The 16,027-nt window shown below is 39.5% G+C and carries 20 protein-coding genes; 10 read left to right on the top strand and 10 right to left on the bottom strand.

Annotated features, from left to right (window positions below):
• Nucleotides 1–59: 59 nt before the first annotated feature.
• From HWV02_RS21900 to HWV02_RS21890, 3 genes are all read right to left on the bottom strand, one after another.
• Nucleotides 60–476 (bottom strand): hypothetical protein, encoded by a 417-nt coding sequence (locus tag HWV02_RS21900; RefSeq protein ID WP_211689324.1) that lies wholly within the window; start codon nucleotides 474–476, stop codon nucleotides 60–62.
• Nucleotides 477–546: 70 nt separating this feature from the next.
• Nucleotides 547–1,035: a DUF4442 domain-containing protein gene (locus HWV02_RS21895; RefSeq protein ID WP_211677855.1), complete on the bottom strand. Its 489-nt coding sequence runs from the start codon at nucleotides 1,033–1,035 to the stop codon at nucleotides 547–549.
• Nucleotides 1,036–1,451: 416 nt separating this feature from the next.
• Nucleotides 1,452–2,315 (bottom strand): YicC/YloC family endoribonuclease, encoded by an 864-nt coding sequence (locus HWV02_RS21890; protein WP_211689323.1) that lies wholly within the window; start codon nucleotides 2,313–2,315, stop codon nucleotides 1,452–1,454.
• 122 nt (nucleotides 2,316–2,437) lie between these two features.
• Here HWV02_RS21890 and rph point away from each other — a divergent pair, with 122 nt between their 5' ends.
• Together rph and pyrE are read left to right on the top strand one after the other, a co-directional pair.
• Entirely contained in the window at nucleotides 2,438–3,169 is a 732-nt protein-coding gene (gene rph, locus HWV02_RS21885; RefSeq protein WP_211677853.1) for a ribonuclease PH, read from the top strand.
• A gap of 144 nt (nucleotides 3,170–3,313) precedes the next feature.
• Nucleotides 3,314–3,955 carry an orotate phosphoribosyltransferase gene (gene pyrE, locus HWV02_RS21880; protein ID WP_211673400.1) on the top strand — a complete coding sequence of 214 codons (642 nt, stop codon included), beginning with the start codon at nucleotides 3,314–3,316 and terminating at the stop codon, nucleotides 3,953–3,955.
• Between the two features lie 104 nt (nucleotides 3,956–4,059).
• Here the strand turns inward: pyrE and slmA are convergent, their stop codons facing one another.
• From slmA to coaBC, 3 genes are all read right to left on the bottom strand, one after another.
• Nucleotides 4,060–4,653, bottom strand: coding sequence for a nucleoid occlusion factor SlmA (gene slmA, locus HWV02_RS21875; RefSeq protein ID WP_211689322.1), 594 nt, complete (start codon nucleotides 4,651–4,653; stop codon nucleotides 4,060–4,062).
• A gap of 28 nt (nucleotides 4,654–4,681) precedes the next feature.
• Nucleotides 4,682–5,140, bottom strand: a complete 459-nt coding sequence (dut, locus tag HWV02_RS21870; protein ID WP_198155594.1) for a dUTP diphosphatase — start codon at nucleotides 5,138–5,140, stop codon at nucleotides 4,682–4,684.
• Nucleotides 5,141–5,230: 90 nt separating this feature from the next.
• On the bottom strand, nucleotides 5,231–6,448 hold the full coding sequence (gene coaBC, locus HWV02_RS21865; protein ID WP_211689321.1) for a bifunctional phosphopantothenoylcysteine decarboxylase/phosphopantothenate--cysteine ligase CoaBC: 1,218 nt from the start codon (nucleotides 6,446–6,448) through the stop codon (nucleotides 5,231–5,233).
• A 211-nt stretch (nucleotides 6,449–6,659) separates the two neighbouring features.
• On the opposite strand from coaBC, the gene radC reads away from it, so the two are divergent.
• From radC to mutM, 5 genes are all read left to right on the top strand, one after another.
• Entirely contained in the window at nucleotides 6,660–7,334 is a 675-nt protein-coding gene (radC, locus tag HWV02_RS21860) for a DNA repair protein RadC (protein WP_211677850.1), read from the top strand.
• A 151-nt stretch (nucleotides 7,335–7,485) separates the two neighbouring features.
• Complete coding sequence (gene rpmB / locus HWV02_RS21855) at nucleotides 7,486–7,722, top strand: 50S ribosomal protein L28 (protein ID WP_006030956.1); 237 nt, start codon at nucleotides 7,486–7,488, stop codon at nucleotides 7,720–7,722.
• Between the two features lie 11 nt (nucleotides 7,723–7,733).
• The gene (rpmG, locus tag HWV02_RS21850; protein ID WP_045108636.1) at nucleotides 7,734–7,889 is read left to right on the top strand and encodes a 50S ribosomal protein L33; all 156 of its coding nucleotides are present in this window, start codon (nucleotides 7,734–7,736) and stop codon (nucleotides 7,887–7,889) included.
• A gap of 175 nt (nucleotides 7,890–8,064) precedes the next feature.
• Nucleotides 8,065–8,529 carry a hypothetical protein gene (locus HWV02_RS21845; protein WP_211677849.1) on the top strand — a complete coding sequence of 155 codons (465 nt, stop codon included), beginning with the start codon at nucleotides 8,065–8,067 and terminating at the stop codon, nucleotides 8,527–8,529.
• Between the two features lie 62 nt (nucleotides 8,530–8,591).
• On the top strand, nucleotides 8,592–9,404 hold the full coding sequence (mutM, locus tag HWV02_RS21840) for a bifunctional DNA-formamidopyrimidine glycosylase/DNA-(apurinic or apyrimidinic site) lyase (RefSeq protein WP_211689320.1): 813 nt from the start codon (nucleotides 8,592–8,594) through the stop codon (nucleotides 9,402–9,404).
• Nucleotides 9,405–9,424: 20 nt separating this feature from the next.
• On the opposite strand, the gene coaD is transcribed toward mutM, so the two are convergent.
• Together coaD and HWV02_RS21830 are read right to left on the bottom strand one after the other, a co-directional pair.
• Complete coding sequence (coaD, locus tag HWV02_RS21835; protein WP_211677847.1) at nucleotides 9,425–9,910, bottom strand: pantetheine-phosphate adenylyltransferase; 486 nt, start codon at nucleotides 9,908–9,910, stop codon at nucleotides 9,425–9,427.
• A gap of 47 nt (nucleotides 9,911–9,957) precedes the next feature.
• Nucleotides 9,958–10,962: a glycosyltransferase family 9 protein gene (locus HWV02_RS21830; protein WP_370629417.1), complete on the bottom strand. Its 1,005-nt coding sequence runs from the start codon at nucleotides 10,960–10,962 to the stop codon at nucleotides 9,958–9,960.
• A gap of 93 nt (nucleotides 10,963–11,055) precedes the next feature.
• Between HWV02_RS21830 and HWV02_RS21825 the strand changes: the two genes are divergently transcribed.
• Complete coding sequence (locus tag HWV02_RS21825; protein WP_211677846.1) at nucleotides 11,056–11,763, top strand: 3-deoxy-D-manno-octulosonic acid kinase; 708 nt, start codon at nucleotides 11,056–11,058, stop codon at nucleotides 11,761–11,763.
• 94 nt (nucleotides 11,764–11,857) lie between these two features.
• Nucleotides 11,858–12,523, top strand: coding sequence for a TetR/AcrR family transcriptional regulator (locus HWV02_RS21820; protein ID WP_211677845.1), 666 nt, complete (start codon nucleotides 11,858–11,860; stop codon nucleotides 12,521–12,523).
• Nucleotides 12,524–12,608: 85 nt separating this feature from the next.
• Here HWV02_RS21820 and waaA read toward each other — a convergent pair whose 3' ends face one another.
• Nucleotides 12,609–13,916 (bottom strand): lipid IV(A) 3-deoxy-D-manno-octulosonic acid transferase, encoded by a 1,308-nt coding sequence (gene waaA, locus HWV02_RS21815; protein WP_211689319.1) that lies wholly within the window; start codon nucleotides 13,914–13,916, stop codon nucleotides 12,609–12,611.
• Between the two features lie 86 nt (nucleotides 13,917–14,002).
• Between waaA and HWV02_RS21810 the strand changes: the two genes are divergently transcribed.
• Nucleotides 14,003–15,088, top strand: a complete 1,086-nt coding sequence (locus HWV02_RS21810; RefSeq protein WP_211689318.1) for a glycosyltransferase family 4 protein — start codon at nucleotides 14,003–14,005, stop codon at nucleotides 15,086–15,088.
• Between the two features lie 68 nt (nucleotides 15,089–15,156).
• Here HWV02_RS21810 and HWV02_RS21805 read toward each other — a convergent pair whose 3' ends face one another.
• Entirely contained in the window at nucleotides 15,157–15,924 is a 768-nt protein-coding gene (locus HWV02_RS21805; RefSeq protein ID WP_211677842.1) for a glycosyltransferase family 25 protein, read from the bottom strand.
• Nucleotides 15,925–16,027 lie beyond the last annotated feature (103 nt).

Raw genomic sequence — 16,027 nt, 5'->3', positions numbered from 1 at the left:
GAGATAATTGGTTTTTAGTTGAAGGCGATAATGAAAGTTATCGCCTTTTTTTGATTAATTTACACCGCTGAAGTTAGCTTTGTGTTGGTTGTTACTTTTAATAGTTTAGCTGTGTACAGGCTGGTCCAGATGAGGCCTAAAATTTGTGAGGGTAAGATAGTAATAATAATATTGGGTGTGCTATTTAAATAATGTGAATAATAACTGACAAATAAGGTGAGTAATAAAGGGGTGATAACTGACGCTGGGATCATAATAAATCGGGGTGTTCGTTTACTCGCACAGATTTGGTCCATAATAAACGTCATGAAAAATCCCAGTAAAGCACTACAGATAAACTGCACTGCTGCAGCTTGGGACGCAATTATAATTCCGTCGGCATAATTGGCATATAACGCCCAGCTGCCATATAACAACCCCGCGATAATACCAGTCACAACCGCTGCTTTTGTGATTCTATTTTTGATTGCATTCATTTTAAAATCCTTTTATAAGCAAACGATCCATTTTAAATAGGTCTGTGAATGGAGTGCGTGATCAGTGATGTTATTTCTTTTTTGGAACCCATGCCCAAATGAATTCAGCATCAACAGGATTATTACCAGCGCTATCTGTAATGACGACTTTTACAGCTGTCTCTCCTTTGTCTGTATTTTTTATATCTGATATTTGTGTTTCAGTTAAGCTTGAAATCGCCTTTAAATCCCCATCTGCGCGACTAATATAATTAATATTCATCGATTTGAGTAAAGGAATACGATCATCAGGAACGTGCATGCCAACTAGAAAACCAGTCGCTGATTCGCCCAATAATGCCGTTGCTGCAGCATGAATGCCACCAATATGATTTTGTACCGTTTCGTTATTTTCGAGTCTTAGTACTGCATTGTTAATATTAAGTGATTCAACTTGAATACCTGCTCGGCCAAAAAATTTAACGGTTTCACCAAACATTGACGATAGCTGTAGTGAACTGATTTCTTTTGGTTGTGCAGAAATTTTATTTACAATTGAACTCAAACTGTTAGTCGCCATTAATTCGATTCCTTATTTGTAGGTCTATATTTTTGTCTAGATATCAAATTTTTCATTTATCTATATAAAATATAAGGATAAACAATGTTTTCCACGGTAGTGTTAACGGAGTGTTAATTCAAACTTATTTACAAAGAGGTATCTTTAGGGGGGGCTTATTTGGACGCGGGTCTTTGTTTGCTGCATTTTAGTGTGATTAGAATCACTAATGATGTGTTACCGACTTAAATGCAATTGCATCGTGATTTTTGCACTCACAGGCTGTGTCGGAGAGAATAAGATTGAGTTGCGTTATACGCCTCTTATGGAAAGTCTGTATTACTTTCCTAGCGTTGATGTTGAACTGAGTTTTGAGCGTAAATATAGCCCTCTGTTGAAAGAGGGCTTTTAATTATCGTAACTTAGTGGTTAAACAATTACTCAATATTTTGTAACTGCTCGCGCATCTGCTCAATCAATACTTTAAGCTCTACCGCTGACTTAGTAATGTCTGTGCTAATAGATTTTGAGCCTAAGGTATTTGATTCACGGTTGAATTCTTGCATCATAAAATCAAGACGACGGCCACATGCGCCACCTTTTTTCAAGATACTGTGCGTTTCTGTTACGTGGGCATTTAAGCGATCGATTTCTTCAGCAACATCTAACTTCTGCGCCATTAAGATAAGTTCTTGCTCAACGCGGGTTTCATCTAATTCGATTTTCGCATCGGTAAATTTCTTTTGAATGCGCTCGCGTTGCCATTCGATGATTTCTGGCATCTTACCTTGGACGAAATCAGCTTGTTCAGTGATACCCGCTAAACGTTGCTCTAGCATCGCTTGCAGTTTTTCACCTTCAGAAGCGCGAGACTCTAAGAACTCACCCAGCGTTTCGTTGAAAAAGCTGAGTAGGTCTGTTGATAACTCACCCATGTCTTTTTCTGCTGCTTCCATTACGCCAGGCCAACGTAGAATATCAACAGGGTTTAGTTTTGCCTTACCGGCTTTTTTTGATACCCAGTTTGCGCTTTCAATTAATTTTTCGGCTAATGCTTCGTTTAACTGTAATGCACCGCTGTTTGCTGCACTTGCTTCAAAACGCAGGTTACATTCAACTTTACCGCGTTGTAATTTTTTACGGAAACGTTCACGTAATACTGCTTCTAAACCACGAAATTGTTCTGGTAATCGGATGTACGTTTCGAGGTAACGTTGGTTAACCGAACGGATCTCCCATACAGCAGTACCCCAATCACCTTTAAACTCTTTACGGGCATATGCCGTCATACTATGAATCATGTTAAATCCGTTAATTAAAATAAATTAAGCTAATTATACCTTCAGGTTATTACAACTTGCTATAGCGATAGTTTAGCTTAGCTCATATAATATTGGGCAATCATCATTGAAGAGTTAAAATAATGCGTCCAAGTCAAAGAACATTAGGTCAAGTTCGACCTGTAACAATTACCCGTAACTTCACCGCTCATGCAGAAGGGTCTGTATTAGTTGAATTCGGAGGTACGAAAGTATTGTGTACTGCGACTGTTGAAAACAATGTGCCACGTTTCTTAAAGGGTAAAGGCCAAGGTTGGGTTACGGCTGAATACGGCATGCTACCGCGCTCTACGCACAAACGTATGAATCGTGAAGCGGCGCGTGGTGGGCAAACTGGACGCACGATGGAAATTCAGCGTCTGATCGCGCGTTCACTACGTGCTTGTATCGACCTTGGATCATTAGGTGAACACACGATTGTAATCGATTGTGATGTTATTCAAGCTGATGGCGGCACTCGTACAGCCGCTATTACTGGTGCTTGTGTGGCATTGGCTGATGCGGTTGAATTTTTGATCCGCAAAGGTAAGTTAAAGATTAGTCCAATCAAATTCATGATTGCAGCAGTGTCGGTGGGTATCTATAAAGGCGAGGCCGTGTGTGATTTAGATTACCCAGAAGATTCAGATGCTGAAACAGACATGAATGTGGTGATGACTGAAACCGGTAAATTTATTGAGATCCAAGGAACTGCTGAAGGCGAACCGTTTAGCCACGAAGAAATGCTAAGCATGCTCGCGTTAGCGAAAGATGGTATCGAGCAAATTATTGTAGAACAAAAGAAAGCACTCGGTGATAGCTTGATTAAAGCGTAAAGCTTGTTAGAATAGCGGCGCTTATCGTTAGTCGCCGAGCGCTAACAATATTAATTGCCTAATAATATACCCCATATTATTAGGCTTTTTAGGTGAAGTGGCTTTTAGCTAACAACATTTAATTAATCATAATAGGGGAAAACGATGAAAGATTACCAACGCGAATTTATTGAGTTTGCTTTAGAAAAAGAAGTACTTAAGTTTGGTGAGTTCACTCTAAAGTCTGGTCGTACTAGCCCTTATTTCTTCAATGCCGGTTTGTTTAACACGGGCCGTGATTTATCACGTATCGGTCGTTTCTATGCCGCTGCTTTAGTTGATTCTGGTATTGAATACGATGTAGTATTTGGTCCTGCCTACAAAGGTATTCCAATTGCGACAACAACGGTTGTTGCACTGAATGATCATCATGATATTGATGCACCTTACTGCTTTAACCGCAAAGAGAAAAAAGACCACGGTGAAGGTGGTTCATTAGTAGGCGCTGCGCTTGAAGGTCGTATTATGTTAGTTGATGACGTGATCACTGCGGGTACTGCAATCCGTGAGTCAATGGATATCATCCAAGCAAATAACGCTGAACTATCGGGTGTGTTAATTGCGCTAGACCGCCAAGAAAAAGGCAAAGGCGAATTATCTGCAATTCAAGAAATCGAACGTGATTATGCGTGTAAAGTATTATCAATCGTGACGTTAGGTGATCTTGTTTCTTTCTTAGCAGATAAGCCAGAAATGCAAGAGCACCTTGAAAACGTAAAAACATACCGTGAAAACTACGGTATCTAATTAGCAGTGCTAGATATACCGCTGTTATAAAAAATAAAAAGGCTACCTCGGTAGCCTTTTTTGTTTTTACACTTTGAGTAATGAAACAATTAACCTAGTAACGATTAACTCTGTAATAGCTGCTTGTGTAAGAAGTTCCACTGTTGATCAAAATCAGTCGTTGGTTTTAATGCAAAGCGGGTGCGAACGTATTGATTAATTCGCCCTTCTGCGTACGCCAGTAATAAGTTGGCCAACGTACCTTCGTCTAAACTAAAACCTGTGGCTTCGCGCATTTTCTTTTCACGTAGTACTTGTTTAAAGTGTGTTTCAATTTTGGCATATAAGGCGCTGATCTGCTCACCGAGACGTTCGTGCTCACCTTGTAGTGCATCGCCAGTCATAATGCGGGTGATGCCAGGGTTCCGCTCGGTAAAGACCAACAGTAGATGCAGGATGTGATGACAACGAGTAATGGTATCTTTTTCTTCATTTAAGATTTGATTAATACCCGCTAATATTGAATCTTCGATAAAGGTAATTAAACCTTCAAACATACGCGCTTTACTTGGGAAGTGACGATAGAGAGCTGCCTCTGAAACGCCGACTTCTTTAGCGAGTTTTGCGGTCGTGATACGCTGACCTGGATTGGTCTCCAGCATATGCGCTAACGCTTGTAAAATTTGTTCTCGACGATTTTTTTTAGTGCTTGTTGACATCTTTTTCATCCTAGAATGGTGTTAACCGTTATTGCTTACCCGAATGGCCAAAGCCACCTTCGCCACGTTCACTGCTATCAAACTCTTCAACGATGGTTAATTGTGCTTGTATTACTGGCACTATCATCATTTGAGCGATACGATCGCCCGGTTGAATACTGAAGCTGTCTTGACCTCGATTCCAACATGAGATCATTAACTCACCTTGATAATCAGAGTCGATTAAGCCCACTAAGTTACCCAATACGATACCGTGTTTATGGCCTAAGCCTGAACGTGGTAAAATGGTTGCTGCCATCGTTGGGTCTGCAATATGAATGGCAATACCCGTTGGGATCAAATGCGTTTCACCTGGATTAACCGTGAGTGGTTGTTCAAGGCAAGCGCGTAGGTCCAAACCTGCTGAACCCGGCGTTGCATAACTTGGTAATGGGAATTCTTTACCCACGCGTGGATTTAATATTTTTACTTCTATTTGCTTCATTATTTGTTTCACTGAATATATCAATTGATAGATCTACAATGCTTTGCGTTAGCGCAAGACAAGGTAGAATGTTGAATGTAATTTTAGTTATCGTTATGTATTGGCATTGAACTGGGTTGCAATTAACAGCAGTAATTGTGCTGCCACATCTTGCTTGTTCGCTAATGCTATTTGCGCAGTGCCTTGTGGCCAAAATACGGTCAATGCATTGTCTTCGGCATTGAAGCCTTGGCAGGATTGTGACACGTCATTTGCAGCGATCATAGCAAGATTTTTACGTTGCATTTTGTCGCGTGCATAATGTTCAACATCTTGTGTTTCTGCAGCAAAACCGACAGTAAAAGGAGAATTTTTGAGCGCTGCGACACTGGCTACGATATCGGGATTCTTGACCATTCGAACAATCATTTCGTCGCTATTGGTCTTTTTGATTTTTTGTTCAGCAATGGTTTCAGGGCGATAATCAGCAACGGCTGCACAAGCAATGAAAATATCTTGCTGGTTAATGTCAGACATAACAGCATTATGCATATCTAAGGCGCTCGTTACTTTTACTATATTGCAATCAGATGGCGGAGTTAATGCGACAGGGCCACTCACTATCGTTACATTAGCGCCGAGCGCAGAGGCTGCTTGTGCGAGGGCGTAACCCATTTTGCCTGAACTGTGATTACTGATGTAGCGTACTGGATCAATCGCCTCGCGAGTTGGTCCTGCTGTGATCATGATATTTTTACCCGCGAGCACTTGTGGTTGTGCCGCTGCGGTAAAGAAATCGACAACGGCGGTGACGAGTTCATCGGGATTAACCATTCGACCTGGGCCCACGTCTCCACAAGCTTGGGCGCCTGAAGCGGGTCCCCATAGTGGAACTGCGCGCTGTTTAAGTGTTGCTAAATTAGCCTGCGTTGCGGGCGCTTGGTACATGACTTGATTCATCGCTGGCGCAACGGCAATCGGTGCGGGTGTGGCTAAACACAATGTCGAGAGTAAATCATCGGCAATACCGGCTGTGAACTTGGCAATGAAATTAGCGGTTGCTGGGGCGATTAACACTAAATCTGCCCACTTCGCTAATTCAATGTGACCCATGCCTGCTTCGGCAGCAGGGTCTAATAAGCTATGGGAAACGGGGAATCCAGAGACTGCTTGCATGGTGAGCGGGGTAATGAATTCTTGTGCTGATTGGGTCATCACGACGCGTACTTCTGCGCCTTGTTCCGTTAAGCGACGCGTTAATTCTGCACATTTGTAAGCAGCGATGCCGCCCGTAATACCGAGCAAAATGCGTTTATTGGCAATTACAGTCATTGTGTATTCCACGTTAAAATCTGAAAGGTTATTCTAATAACGTAATAACAATACCATAATTAAATTATCAGATGCTAAGGTTTGTTATTAATTTTATACGCGTCATTATCAAATTCATAAATTTGAACTATTTCACTGTTTTATCATTATCTAGCTCTTTTATTCATCGAATTACTAAGCTAACAGGATGTTATGTTAAATGGGAATTCAGATGAAATTAAAAGCATTACCCAGAGATGAGATGCCCCGAGAGAAGCTGGTTAAGTTTGGCCCACAATCACTATCCGATGCCGAGTTATTGGCTATTTTTCTACGTACTGGTATTAAAGGGACGAATGTGGTGATGTTGGCTCGGCATATTTTAGCTGAATTTGGCACGTTAAGATCCTTGTTTGCTGCGAGTGAACATGAATTCTGTCAAACGAAGGGATTAGGCGTGGCAAAATATGTACAATTACAAGCCACTGTTGAGATGTCTCGGCGCTTTTTGGCCGAAAAGTTAGAGCGCGGTGATGTGTTAGCTAACCCCCAAGAAAGTCGAGATTACATACGCGCAAAATTACGCGATCAGCCTAATGAAGTCTTTGCGGTATTATTTTTAGACAATAAGCACCGAGTTATTCGCTTTGAAGAGTTGTTTTATGGCACAATAGACAGTGCTAGTGTTTATCCGAGAGTTGTGGTTAAAAAAGCGTTAGAAAGAAATGCTGCGGCAGTAATATTTGCCCATAATCATCCTTCTGGCATTGCTGAACCCAGCCGTGCAGATCGTATGATCACAGATAAACTTATTTCAGCCTTACAATTAATTGATGTTAAAGTCCTCGATCATTTTGTTATAGGTGACAGTGACATAGCGAGCTTTGCAGAGCGAGGGTGGGTATAAATTTTATATTTATGACTACCTGAGAAATATAAAAAGCTTGCTCTATGTTTTAATTTGCTGTATAAAATGCCGCCTTTAGCACGCGTCTTGGGCGACGGCCAACAAGACGCTGTATATTTGCTCGAGCAAGAAAATATTTGGAGAAGACGACATGTCTAAAGTATGCCAAGTCACTGGTAAAAAACCAGCTGTTGGTAATAACGTTTCTCACGCAAAAAACCGCACTCGTCGCCGTTTTTTGCCAAACCTACATACACACCGTTTTTGGGTTGAGAGCGAAAACCGCTTTGTAAAGTTACGCCTTACTTGTAAAGGTATGCGTATTATTGATAAAAAGGGTATCGATTCAGTTCTTGCTGAAATGCGTGCCCGTGGTGAGAAGGTTTAAGGAACTCTATTATGCGCGATAAAATTCGTCTGAATTCATCTGCTGGTACAGGTCACTTCTATACCACTGATAAAAACAAAAAAAACATGCCTGAAAAAATGGAAATCAAAAAATTTGATCCAGTTATTCGTAAGCACGTTATGTACAAAGAAGGTAAAATCAAGTAATCCTTGGTTTTATGTTCAAATATTGAAAACTCAGCTTTTGCTGGGTTTTTTTTTGCCTAAAATTCCTTGTTTCAACCTTGCCCAATCCGACATTTTCACGTAATTTGCATATACTTATTGATGTATATACCCAAACTACTTCAAGATGCGATATCAGAGATTAGAAGGATTTAATGTGCAGTTATCACGACGAGGTTGGAATAACGTATTGATATTTGCGGTACTGGCGATGATGCTGGTATTTCAATATTCAGGAAAAAAAATAGAAGGTGATGAGTCTGCTGGTCAATACCAAACGGCGTTACCTGCTCATGCTGTTGTATTGTCGATGCAGTTTGATAATATCCAGATCCAGCGTGTGGGTAGCCAACTTGCTACGTTACCGGAGTTAGGACTTTCACAACCGCAACTTAAACAAATTATTAAAGCGTGGGAAACGGCCACATTTAAGCCTGTGGTTAACGATATTGTGATTGCTAATTTGGCCTACGGTATTAATATATCTTTTGAACTGGCCAATTTATCTGAACCTGTTACGCTGATTTTATACCAAATTGATAGCGGTTACTTGCTACAAAATTGGCAGGGCCAGTTATTGAAAATTGATGAATCTGAGTTACAAGTTTTATTACCTCGCTAGTTATTTTATTTATTTCTTTTTATCATCATCAACAGATTAAGTTCTTACCTACTGGATTACACATGCCTGAATTACCGGAAGTTGAAGTAAGCCGTCAAGGCATTGCCCCTTATCTCGAAAATGCACAGATTACTAAGATAGTTGTGCGTAATGCACAGTTACGTTGGCCTGTGCCAATTGCGCTACAGGATGCGGTGGGCTGTACAGTGATAAGCGTACGTCGCCGAGCTAAATATTTATTACTCGAGACTGAAAAAGGCACAATCATCATTCACTTGGGGATGTCTGGTAGTCTAAGAGTGCTTGATTCGATCGTAGCAGTCGAAAAGCATGATCATGTAGACATAGTGTTGAATTCAGGTAAATGTCTTCGTCTGAACGATCCTAGGCGTTTTGGATCGGTATTGTGGCAAGTGGGTGATGTGCTTGAGCATAAATTATTAGCCAGCTTAGGACCTGAACCGCTGACCTGTGAGTTTACCGCACAACGTTTATTTGAGCGCTCGCGAGCACGGAAAGTGCCGGTTAAGTCATTTCTAATGGATAACCATGTCGTGGTTGGGGTCGGTAATATTTATGCCAACGAAGCCTTGTTCTCTGCTGGTATCAGTCCAAAACGAGCCGCGGGCAAGGTGTCTTTACAGCGTTATAAAGTACTCGTGGAAGAAGTGAAACAAGTATTAGCGAAAGCCATTGAGCAAGGCGGTACGACACTGAAAGATTTTACTCAGACGGATGGTAAACCAGGTTATTTTGTGCAGGAACTGCAAGTATATGGTAAGGGTGGGAAGCCGTGCCCGAAATGTGGTGAAGTATTACAAGCGATGAAGATCGGCCAGCGCAACACGATTTATTGTAATCAATGCCAACGCTAACCTAAGTTTTACTTAACGGGCTATTTTTCTGCAATTTTGTCTAAAATAGCCTGACAAACAATTGGTGCGACAAACTGTGCGACATCACCGTTGTGAATAGCGACTTCTTTCACTAGTGTTGAAGAGATAAATGAGTTCTCTTCAGACGGTGTTAGGAATACGCTTTCTAAATCAGGACTTAAGCGACGATTCATATTCGCAAGTTGGAACTCATACTCAAAGTCAGATACCGCTCGTAACCCTCGAATTAATACCGATGCATTATATTCCTTAGAAAAATCAACTAATAACCCGCTAAATCCTACCACGTCCACATTATCTAAATGTGCTGTTACGGTTTTTGCTAATTGCACGCGTTCATCAAGATTAAAGAACGGCTTTTTGGTTGGGTTAAAGGCCACGCCAACAATGACGTGGTCAAACAATTTTGCTGCGCGTTCGATTAAATCAGTATGACCATTGGTGATGGGATCAAATGTACCTGGGTAAATTACTTTTACTGTCATGATAATTTCTTACTCTACTCAGTGTTAGTTCAAGGTATATGTAATTATTATTGTATAAAACGTGCTAATTTCTTTTTAACGGTTGTGATGCTTATGTTATTCATTAAGTCTGGTCCTTTCGCTCGTTGTCCCCATTCACTGTTTGGTAAATGTTGATGGTAAACTTCAGCGACATCGCTAAGGTTATTATAAGGCCCTGTACGTCCCGGATTACTGTGCGCGTATAAGCCTACAACGGGAGTTCCTACAGTGGTGCTCATATGCGCAGGACCGGTATCGGGTGCTAACACAAGATCAGCATGTTTTAAAATAGCGAGCAATTGCTTCAAGGATGTTTCACCAACAAGATTATTAATTGGTGCCGTGGTTAGCTGCATTATATCTTTAGCGAGTTGCTTTTCGCTTTCTGTTGGGCCTCCGCATATTGATACTTGATAGTCTTGCTCATGCATATAATTGGCTATTTCGGCATAACCTTCTGTTGACCAATTACGTTCTGCTTTACTTGCTGATGGGCAAATAATAAAATTTTTCTTTTCGTGGCTTAATTGTGAATGCGCCCATAAGTTATCTTGGGTTGAAAGTGGGATATCCCATTGCGGAGGTGTAACGGGGACGCCAATCGCTTCGGCAAATGCCATAAAACCATCGAGTACATGAGGTTGTGATTGCGGCTTAATTTTATGATTAGTGAACAACCACTGGCCTTCTTTGGCTCTTGTTTTATCAAATCCCCAGCGCTGCTTGGCTTTAATACATAAACTCGCGATGCTGGCTCGGAGTGCAACTTGCATATGCAGTAATACATCAAACTGACGGTTATTTAATTTTTTTCGTAGGTCTGAATAGCCTTTTAATCCAGCTTTTTTATCAAAAATAATAAATTCAACATTGTTGATGTCCCCAACTAACATGGCTTCTATTTTTCCGATCACCCAAGTGATCTTTGCATTGGGGTATTGTCGCTGAATTGCTTGTACAACAGAAACAGCATGGCAAACATCACCAATTGCGGAAAAACGTAATATACAGATACTCTGTGGAGGGGTCATATTCATCATTTCTAGTTGTTGAATGTAAAAGGCTATTATGCAAATCGTTTGAGGTAATGTAAAATTTATCGACGAAGTTTTTTTGGAGAACACATGTTAATAGAGACACAAGGCGCTAGAGTCTTATTTTTTCAGGACGAATTAAAAGGCGAGATCACCCCTGAATATTTTAATGGGGCATATTGGCAACGTAATAATGCGATTATTGGTTCAGCGTTTGGTCGCGGTATTACCTGGTTCTTTAAAATAAACGATGATGAATTTGTGTTACGTCATTATCATCGTGGTGGTTTGATTGCGAAGTTAATTAAAGATGCCTATTTTTATACTGGGTTAAAGAATACTCGTGCTTACCAAGAGTTTGTGGTGACTCAGCAACTTGTGGATAAAAACTTACCAGCACCAAAACCGATTGCTGGACAGATTATTAAACAAGGATTGTTTTATCATGCTGATTTGATTACCGAGAAGATTGCGGGTGCCAACGATTTAGTTGCGGTATTAAAAGATCGTGCGTTAAAGTCTGATGATTATAGACAAATTGGCGCAATGATAAGACGTTTCCATGATGTTGATTTATGGCATGCGGATTTAAATACCCATAATATTATTCTCGATGGGGAGGGTAAGTGGTGGTTGATCGATTTTGATCGCTGCAAATTTAAACCTACTGCTGATGCGTGGAAAAAAGATAACTTAGCACGGTTAAAGCGCTCTTTTTTGAAAGAACAAAGGAAAGATACGGCGTTCAAATGGCAAGAGACTGATTGGGACTTATTATACGCGGGTTATCATAATTGAGCGAACATTCTAATAATGAGATATTACACTGTGTCATTTAGCTGTAAATGTGCGAGTATTGAGTATTCAATTATAAATCAAAGCGGTCATTTTCATGAAAACCAGAGATAAGATCATTTATACTGCACTTGAGCTGTTTAATGAATGTGGTGAGCGTAACGTGACCACCAATCATATTGCCGCACATTTAGGTATTAGTCCTGGCAATCTTTATTATCATTTTCGTAATAAAGAAGACATTATTGACTCTATTTTTGATCAATATGTGAATTATTTAGCGGAACATTTCCAACCTCACCGTGAAGGTGATGTGACATTAGAAGTGATGATGAGTTATTTAGATTCGATGTTTGAAACGATGTGGCGTTTTCGATTTTTGTATTACAGTTTACCGAGTCTGTTATCTCGAGATCCAAACTTACATAAAAAATATTTAAAATTCCAAGAAGTGTCAGCACAGCGTGAAGTTGATTTATTATTCTCTTTACAGAAAAATAAAGTGGTCAATATTCCGATGGAAGATCTGGATGAATTAGCCAACTCTATTAAGGTTGTGCTTGTGTCTTGGGTAAGCTATCGCACCACAATCAGTAAAGATGCAAAAGTATATAAGACGGATATTTATCGTGGGATTCTGAAATCTATCTTCATGATGAAGCCTTATTTCACTGAAAGAGCCCTTGTCGATTATCAGCATATGCGTGAATATTACTTACGTTTAGCGACGGCTGAAACGGTTATTCCGGAGATAAATGGCTAGTTTTATTGACTGTGTAAGTATGCAATATGGTTTTTCTTTATCGCTGATTATTTCGTGAAAAGATAAACCATATTGACGATATTCACTATTTTGTATTAGCTTGGTTGAGCGCTTGGTCGATGTAAAAGGTGAGTTTTTGCATTATTTTGGTTAATGCGCCTTTGTTCTTTTCCACGACACTCTTTGCTTGTTGACCCATAGTTACTGCAATCTCAGGCTGTGATATCAATTCATTTATCTTATTAGCTAATTCAAGCTCATTATTGACGACAGCAGCCCCATCACATGCAAGTAATTGGGCTGTTACATCCGCAAAATTATAATAACTTGGACCTGTGATACACGCTTTTGATAATGCGGCTGGTTCTAATAAATTATGCCCACCGACTTTATCTCCAATTAAACTTCCGCCCATAAAGCAAATATCACTGGCAGCAAGTAGCAGTGGCATCTCTCCCATACTATCTCCTAAATAAATATCAATGTTACTTAGGTTCTCAGTCGCTTGAGTTTGGCTGCGTCGTTGTGTGTGAGGAAATTTATCTAAGCAGCGTGTAGCAACATCGTCGAAGCGTTCTGGATGGCGTGGTACCAATATTAATAATGCATCATTATGTTGTTGTTTTACTTTTTCAAATGCGGCAAGCACGATTTCATCTTCACCTTTATGTGTACTTGAGGCAATGACGACAGGACGTTGTTTGCCAAACTGTTCGCGCAGTGATAAACCATGATTGATGATGGTATCTGAGAATTGAATATCAAATTTCACTGTACCTGTGACAGAAAGTTGCGTTTGGATTAACCCTAACGTTTTAAAGCGACGTAGATCATTTTCATCCTGACATAAGATATGAGTCAATTTCTGTAATGGTGCTGAGAATAATGATTGAAATCGTTGGTACTTTTGTTGCGACTTCTCAGACAGTCGAGCATTAACTACTATCGTGGGAATATTTTCATCGTTACAAATAGTTAGCATATTAGGCCATAACTCGGTTTCCATGATTAAACAGAGTGCTGGCTTCATACGGCTAATAAACTGTTTTACCGCACAAGGGTAATCTGCAGGAAAGTACCTGTGTTCAATGTTACCAGTTAAAGCCTCTACACGTTCTGCACCAGTGCTTGTTGTTGTCGTAATGAGTAGTGGTTGCTCAGGGTAGTGTTGTTGTAATGCTTTGATAATTGGTGTTGCAGCAATCACTTCCCCCACTGAAACTGCATGGATCCAGATCGGTTGCTGTGATAGCGTTAATTCAGGGGTTATACCTACAAACTCTTTCCAACGGTCCCCAATAGGAGGCTTTCCTTTTTTTTTCTTTAACAATAGAGAAAATATCAACGGTGAAGTTGCATAAAGTAACGTGGTATAGAGTGTTCGGCTGAGCATCTGGCATTCCCTTCTGTATCAATATTAACAATGTGATAGTATCATAAGCATTGTTAATAATTGAATTCGGAATGGAAAGGTACTATATGAAAATTTTGGTTGTAGGCGATTATGCTAAGATTACAAATGTTAGTAGACCTGAAGTCATGATTACGATCGGCTTTGCAAAAAAAGGTCATGATGTTACTGTTTTTACTCGACCTAATTCTGAATATACCCCTATGTTTGAAGAGCTTGGTATTAAAGTTATTGAACAATATCCGACTAAAAAAGTGTGCTTGAAAACCATTAAAGCGATTCGTGAAGAATTAAGCAGTGCACATTATGATATTGTTTACGCTTTAAATTCTAGAACGATTCCGAGTGCTGCTTTTGCTTGTATTGGTTTTCCTGCGAAAATGATTAACTATCGAGGAACCACTGGTGGATTATATCGTCATGATCCCAGTGCTTATTTAACTCATTTACATCCAAGGGTTGATGGCATTATTTGCGTATCTGATGCTGTAACTGAGGATGTCCGTTCTAAGGTATGGAAAAATAAAGATAAGGTCGTCACTATTTATAAAGGGCATGATTTATCTTGGTATCAATCAGTGCCGGGTAACTTATCTGAATTTGGTATTCCTGAAGATGCTTTTGTTGCAATCGCAGTTGCAACAATTCGACCAAGCAAAGGGTTATCAATCCTTATCGAAGCTGTAAGTAAAGTGGCTCATTTAGATAATTTCCATTTGTTACTTGTTGGTTCAGGCATGGATAAAGACCCCTACTTAAGTGCAATTAAAAATTCGCCTTTAGCGGATAGAATTCATTTAGCTGGATATCGATATGATGCACCAGAGTTAAGTGCTGCCAGTGATATATTAATTCAAGCTTCAATTAGTGGAGAAGGGCTTCCTCGCGCTGTCATGGAAGCTATGGGGTATGGTACACCGTCAATAGTAACAGAAACGGGCGGTAGTAAAGAGGTTGTTATTGAAGGCATAAATGGTTGCGTTGTACCAGTTAAAGATGCTCAAGCAATTGCGGATAAAATTGAATATCTTTACAACAATAAAGACTTAGTTCAAGACATGTCTAAAGTATGCAAGCATAAAATCGAAACTGAGTTTACATCAGAGAGAACGGTTTTAGAGCACATTGCGTATTTTGAAAAAATGATTAGCTGAGTAGGGATACTTAGGTAATAAAGTGATAAATAGTTGCTTCGCTATAACTGTTTATCACTTTAAATTATTTATAAGTCTGGATTATTATATTTTGCTAAAAAAGCAACATTATGATGTCGATTTAAAAAGAATTTTTTAATTTGAATAAATTGACGTTGAAAAAAACGATTGTTACTCTTATTACGTTTGCCACCCGTGCTGTCAATATCACTTAACATATTTTCATCTTGCGCTGATACGAATGGTAGTAAGCAGAATATATGGATATTTTTTTCCCACCAATATTGTAAATCAGTATCAAAAGGTCTACCAAATCGTTCAGTTTTCACAAGCAGTTCTTTAGCCGCCTTATAGCTAATCACGGTAGCAGAAGCCCCTGTAACGACCTTCGTATAGGCGACTAAATCCATATCTATAAGTCGTTTTTGGTATATTACTTTTTGTTTTATTTCTTTACTGTTATAGCTGGCCAACTTAATATAATCCCATTCAAATGGGATAGCATTTATATTTTCTATTGCTTTATTTAGATCATCTCGCAAGATAAAGTCATCTTCAAACACAATGCCATAATCAAGCTCTTTATCTACAATTGCTTGCCAAGCTTTTCGATGACTGAGGTATGCACCAATTTCACCATCATTTAATTTTCGATAGAATAATTTATGATTTAAATCGCTACTATAGTGTGTGTGTTTTTCCGTTTTAGATAAGTCAGCACCGTAGACGGCTGGTATCCTTGTGAAAGATAAACCAGCAGCTTTTAACTGTTGAGCTGAGGTTTCTAAACGTGAGGTTGATTTATCCAGGTTGATAACAAATATTTCATTATTCATATTAGTTGCTCATAGTTTGCAAATCTTAAAATTAGTACTGTGATTAAATTAATCATTCACAATTGATATCTTCTATCATGATGTTGAATTTTATAAATATTAA

The sequence above is a fragment of the Moritella sp. 28 genome (genome assembly GCF_018219435.1).
In the GTDB taxonomy this organism is placed as follows: domain Bacteria; phylum Pseudomonadota; class Gammaproteobacteria; order Enterobacterales; family Moritellaceae; genus Moritella.
This window is presented reverse-complemented; position numbering and strand designations above follow the sequence as displayed.

Excerpts from the sequence above, each read along its gene's own strand:
- HWV02_RS21900 (WP_211689324.1), bottom strand. The coding sequence starts at position 476 with ATGAATGCAATCAAAAATAGAATCACAAAAGCAGCGGTTGTGACTGGT.
- HWV02_RS21895 (WP_211677855.1), bottom strand. The coding sequence starts at position 1,035 with ATGGCGACTAACAGTTTGAGTTCAATTGTAAATAAAATTTCTGCACAA.
- HWV02_RS21890 (WP_211689323.1), bottom strand. The coding sequence starts at position 2,315 with ATGATTCATAGTATGACGGCATATGCCCGTAAAGAGTTTAAAGGTGAT.
- rph (WP_211677853.1), top strand. The coding sequence starts at position 2,438 with ATGCGTCCAAGTCAAAGAACATTAGGTCAAGTTCGACCTGTAACAATT.
- pyrE (WP_211673400.1), top strand. The coding sequence starts at position 3,314 with ATGAAAGATTACCAACGCGAATTTATTGAGTTTGCTTTAGAAAAAGAA.
- slmA (WP_211689322.1), bottom strand. The coding sequence starts at position 4,653 with ATGTCAACAAGCACTAAAAAAAATCGTCGAGAACAAATTTTACAAGCG.
- coaBC (WP_211689321.1), bottom strand. The coding sequence starts at position 6,448 with ATGACTGTAATTGCCAATAAACGCATTTTGCTCGGTATTACGGGCGGC.
- radC (WP_211677850.1), top strand. The coding sequence starts at position 6,660 with ATGAAATTAAAAGCATTACCCAGAGATGAGATGCCCCGAGAGAAGCTG.
- rpmB (WP_006030956.1), top strand. The coding sequence starts at position 7,486 with ATGTCTAAAGTATGCCAAGTCACTGGTAAAAAACCAGCTGTTGGTAAT.
- rpmG (WP_045108636.1), top strand. The coding sequence starts at position 7,734 with ATGCGCGATAAAATTCGTCTGAATTCATCTGCTGGTACAGGTCACTTC.
- mutM (WP_211689320.1), top strand. The coding sequence starts at position 8,592 with ATGCCTGAATTACCGGAAGTTGAAGTAAGCCGTCAAGGCATTGCCCCT.
- coaD (WP_211677847.1), bottom strand. The coding sequence starts at position 9,910 with ATGACAGTAAAAGTAATTTACCCAGGTACATTTGATCCCATCACCAAT.
- HWV02_RS21830 (WP_370629417.1), bottom strand. The coding sequence starts at position 10,962 with ATGACCCCTCCACAGAGTATCTGTATATTACGTTTTTCCGCAATTGGT.
- HWV02_RS21825 (WP_211677846.1), top strand. The coding sequence starts at position 11,056 with ATGTTAATAGAGACACAAGGCGCTAGAGTCTTATTTTTTCAGGACGAA.
- HWV02_RS21820 (WP_211677845.1), top strand. The coding sequence starts at position 11,858 with ATGAAAACCAGAGATAAGATCATTTATACTGCACTTGAGCTGTTTAAT.
- waaA (WP_211689319.1), bottom strand. The coding sequence starts at position 13,916 with ATGCTCAGCCGAACACTCTATACCACGTTACTTTATGCAACTTCACCG.
- HWV02_RS21810 (WP_211689318.1), top strand. The coding sequence starts at position 14,003 with ATGAAAATTTTGGTTGTAGGCGATTATGCTAAGATTACAAATGTTAGT.
- HWV02_RS21805 (WP_211677842.1), bottom strand. The coding sequence starts at position 15,924 with ATGAATAATGAAATATTTGTTATCAACCTGGATAAATCAACCTCACGT.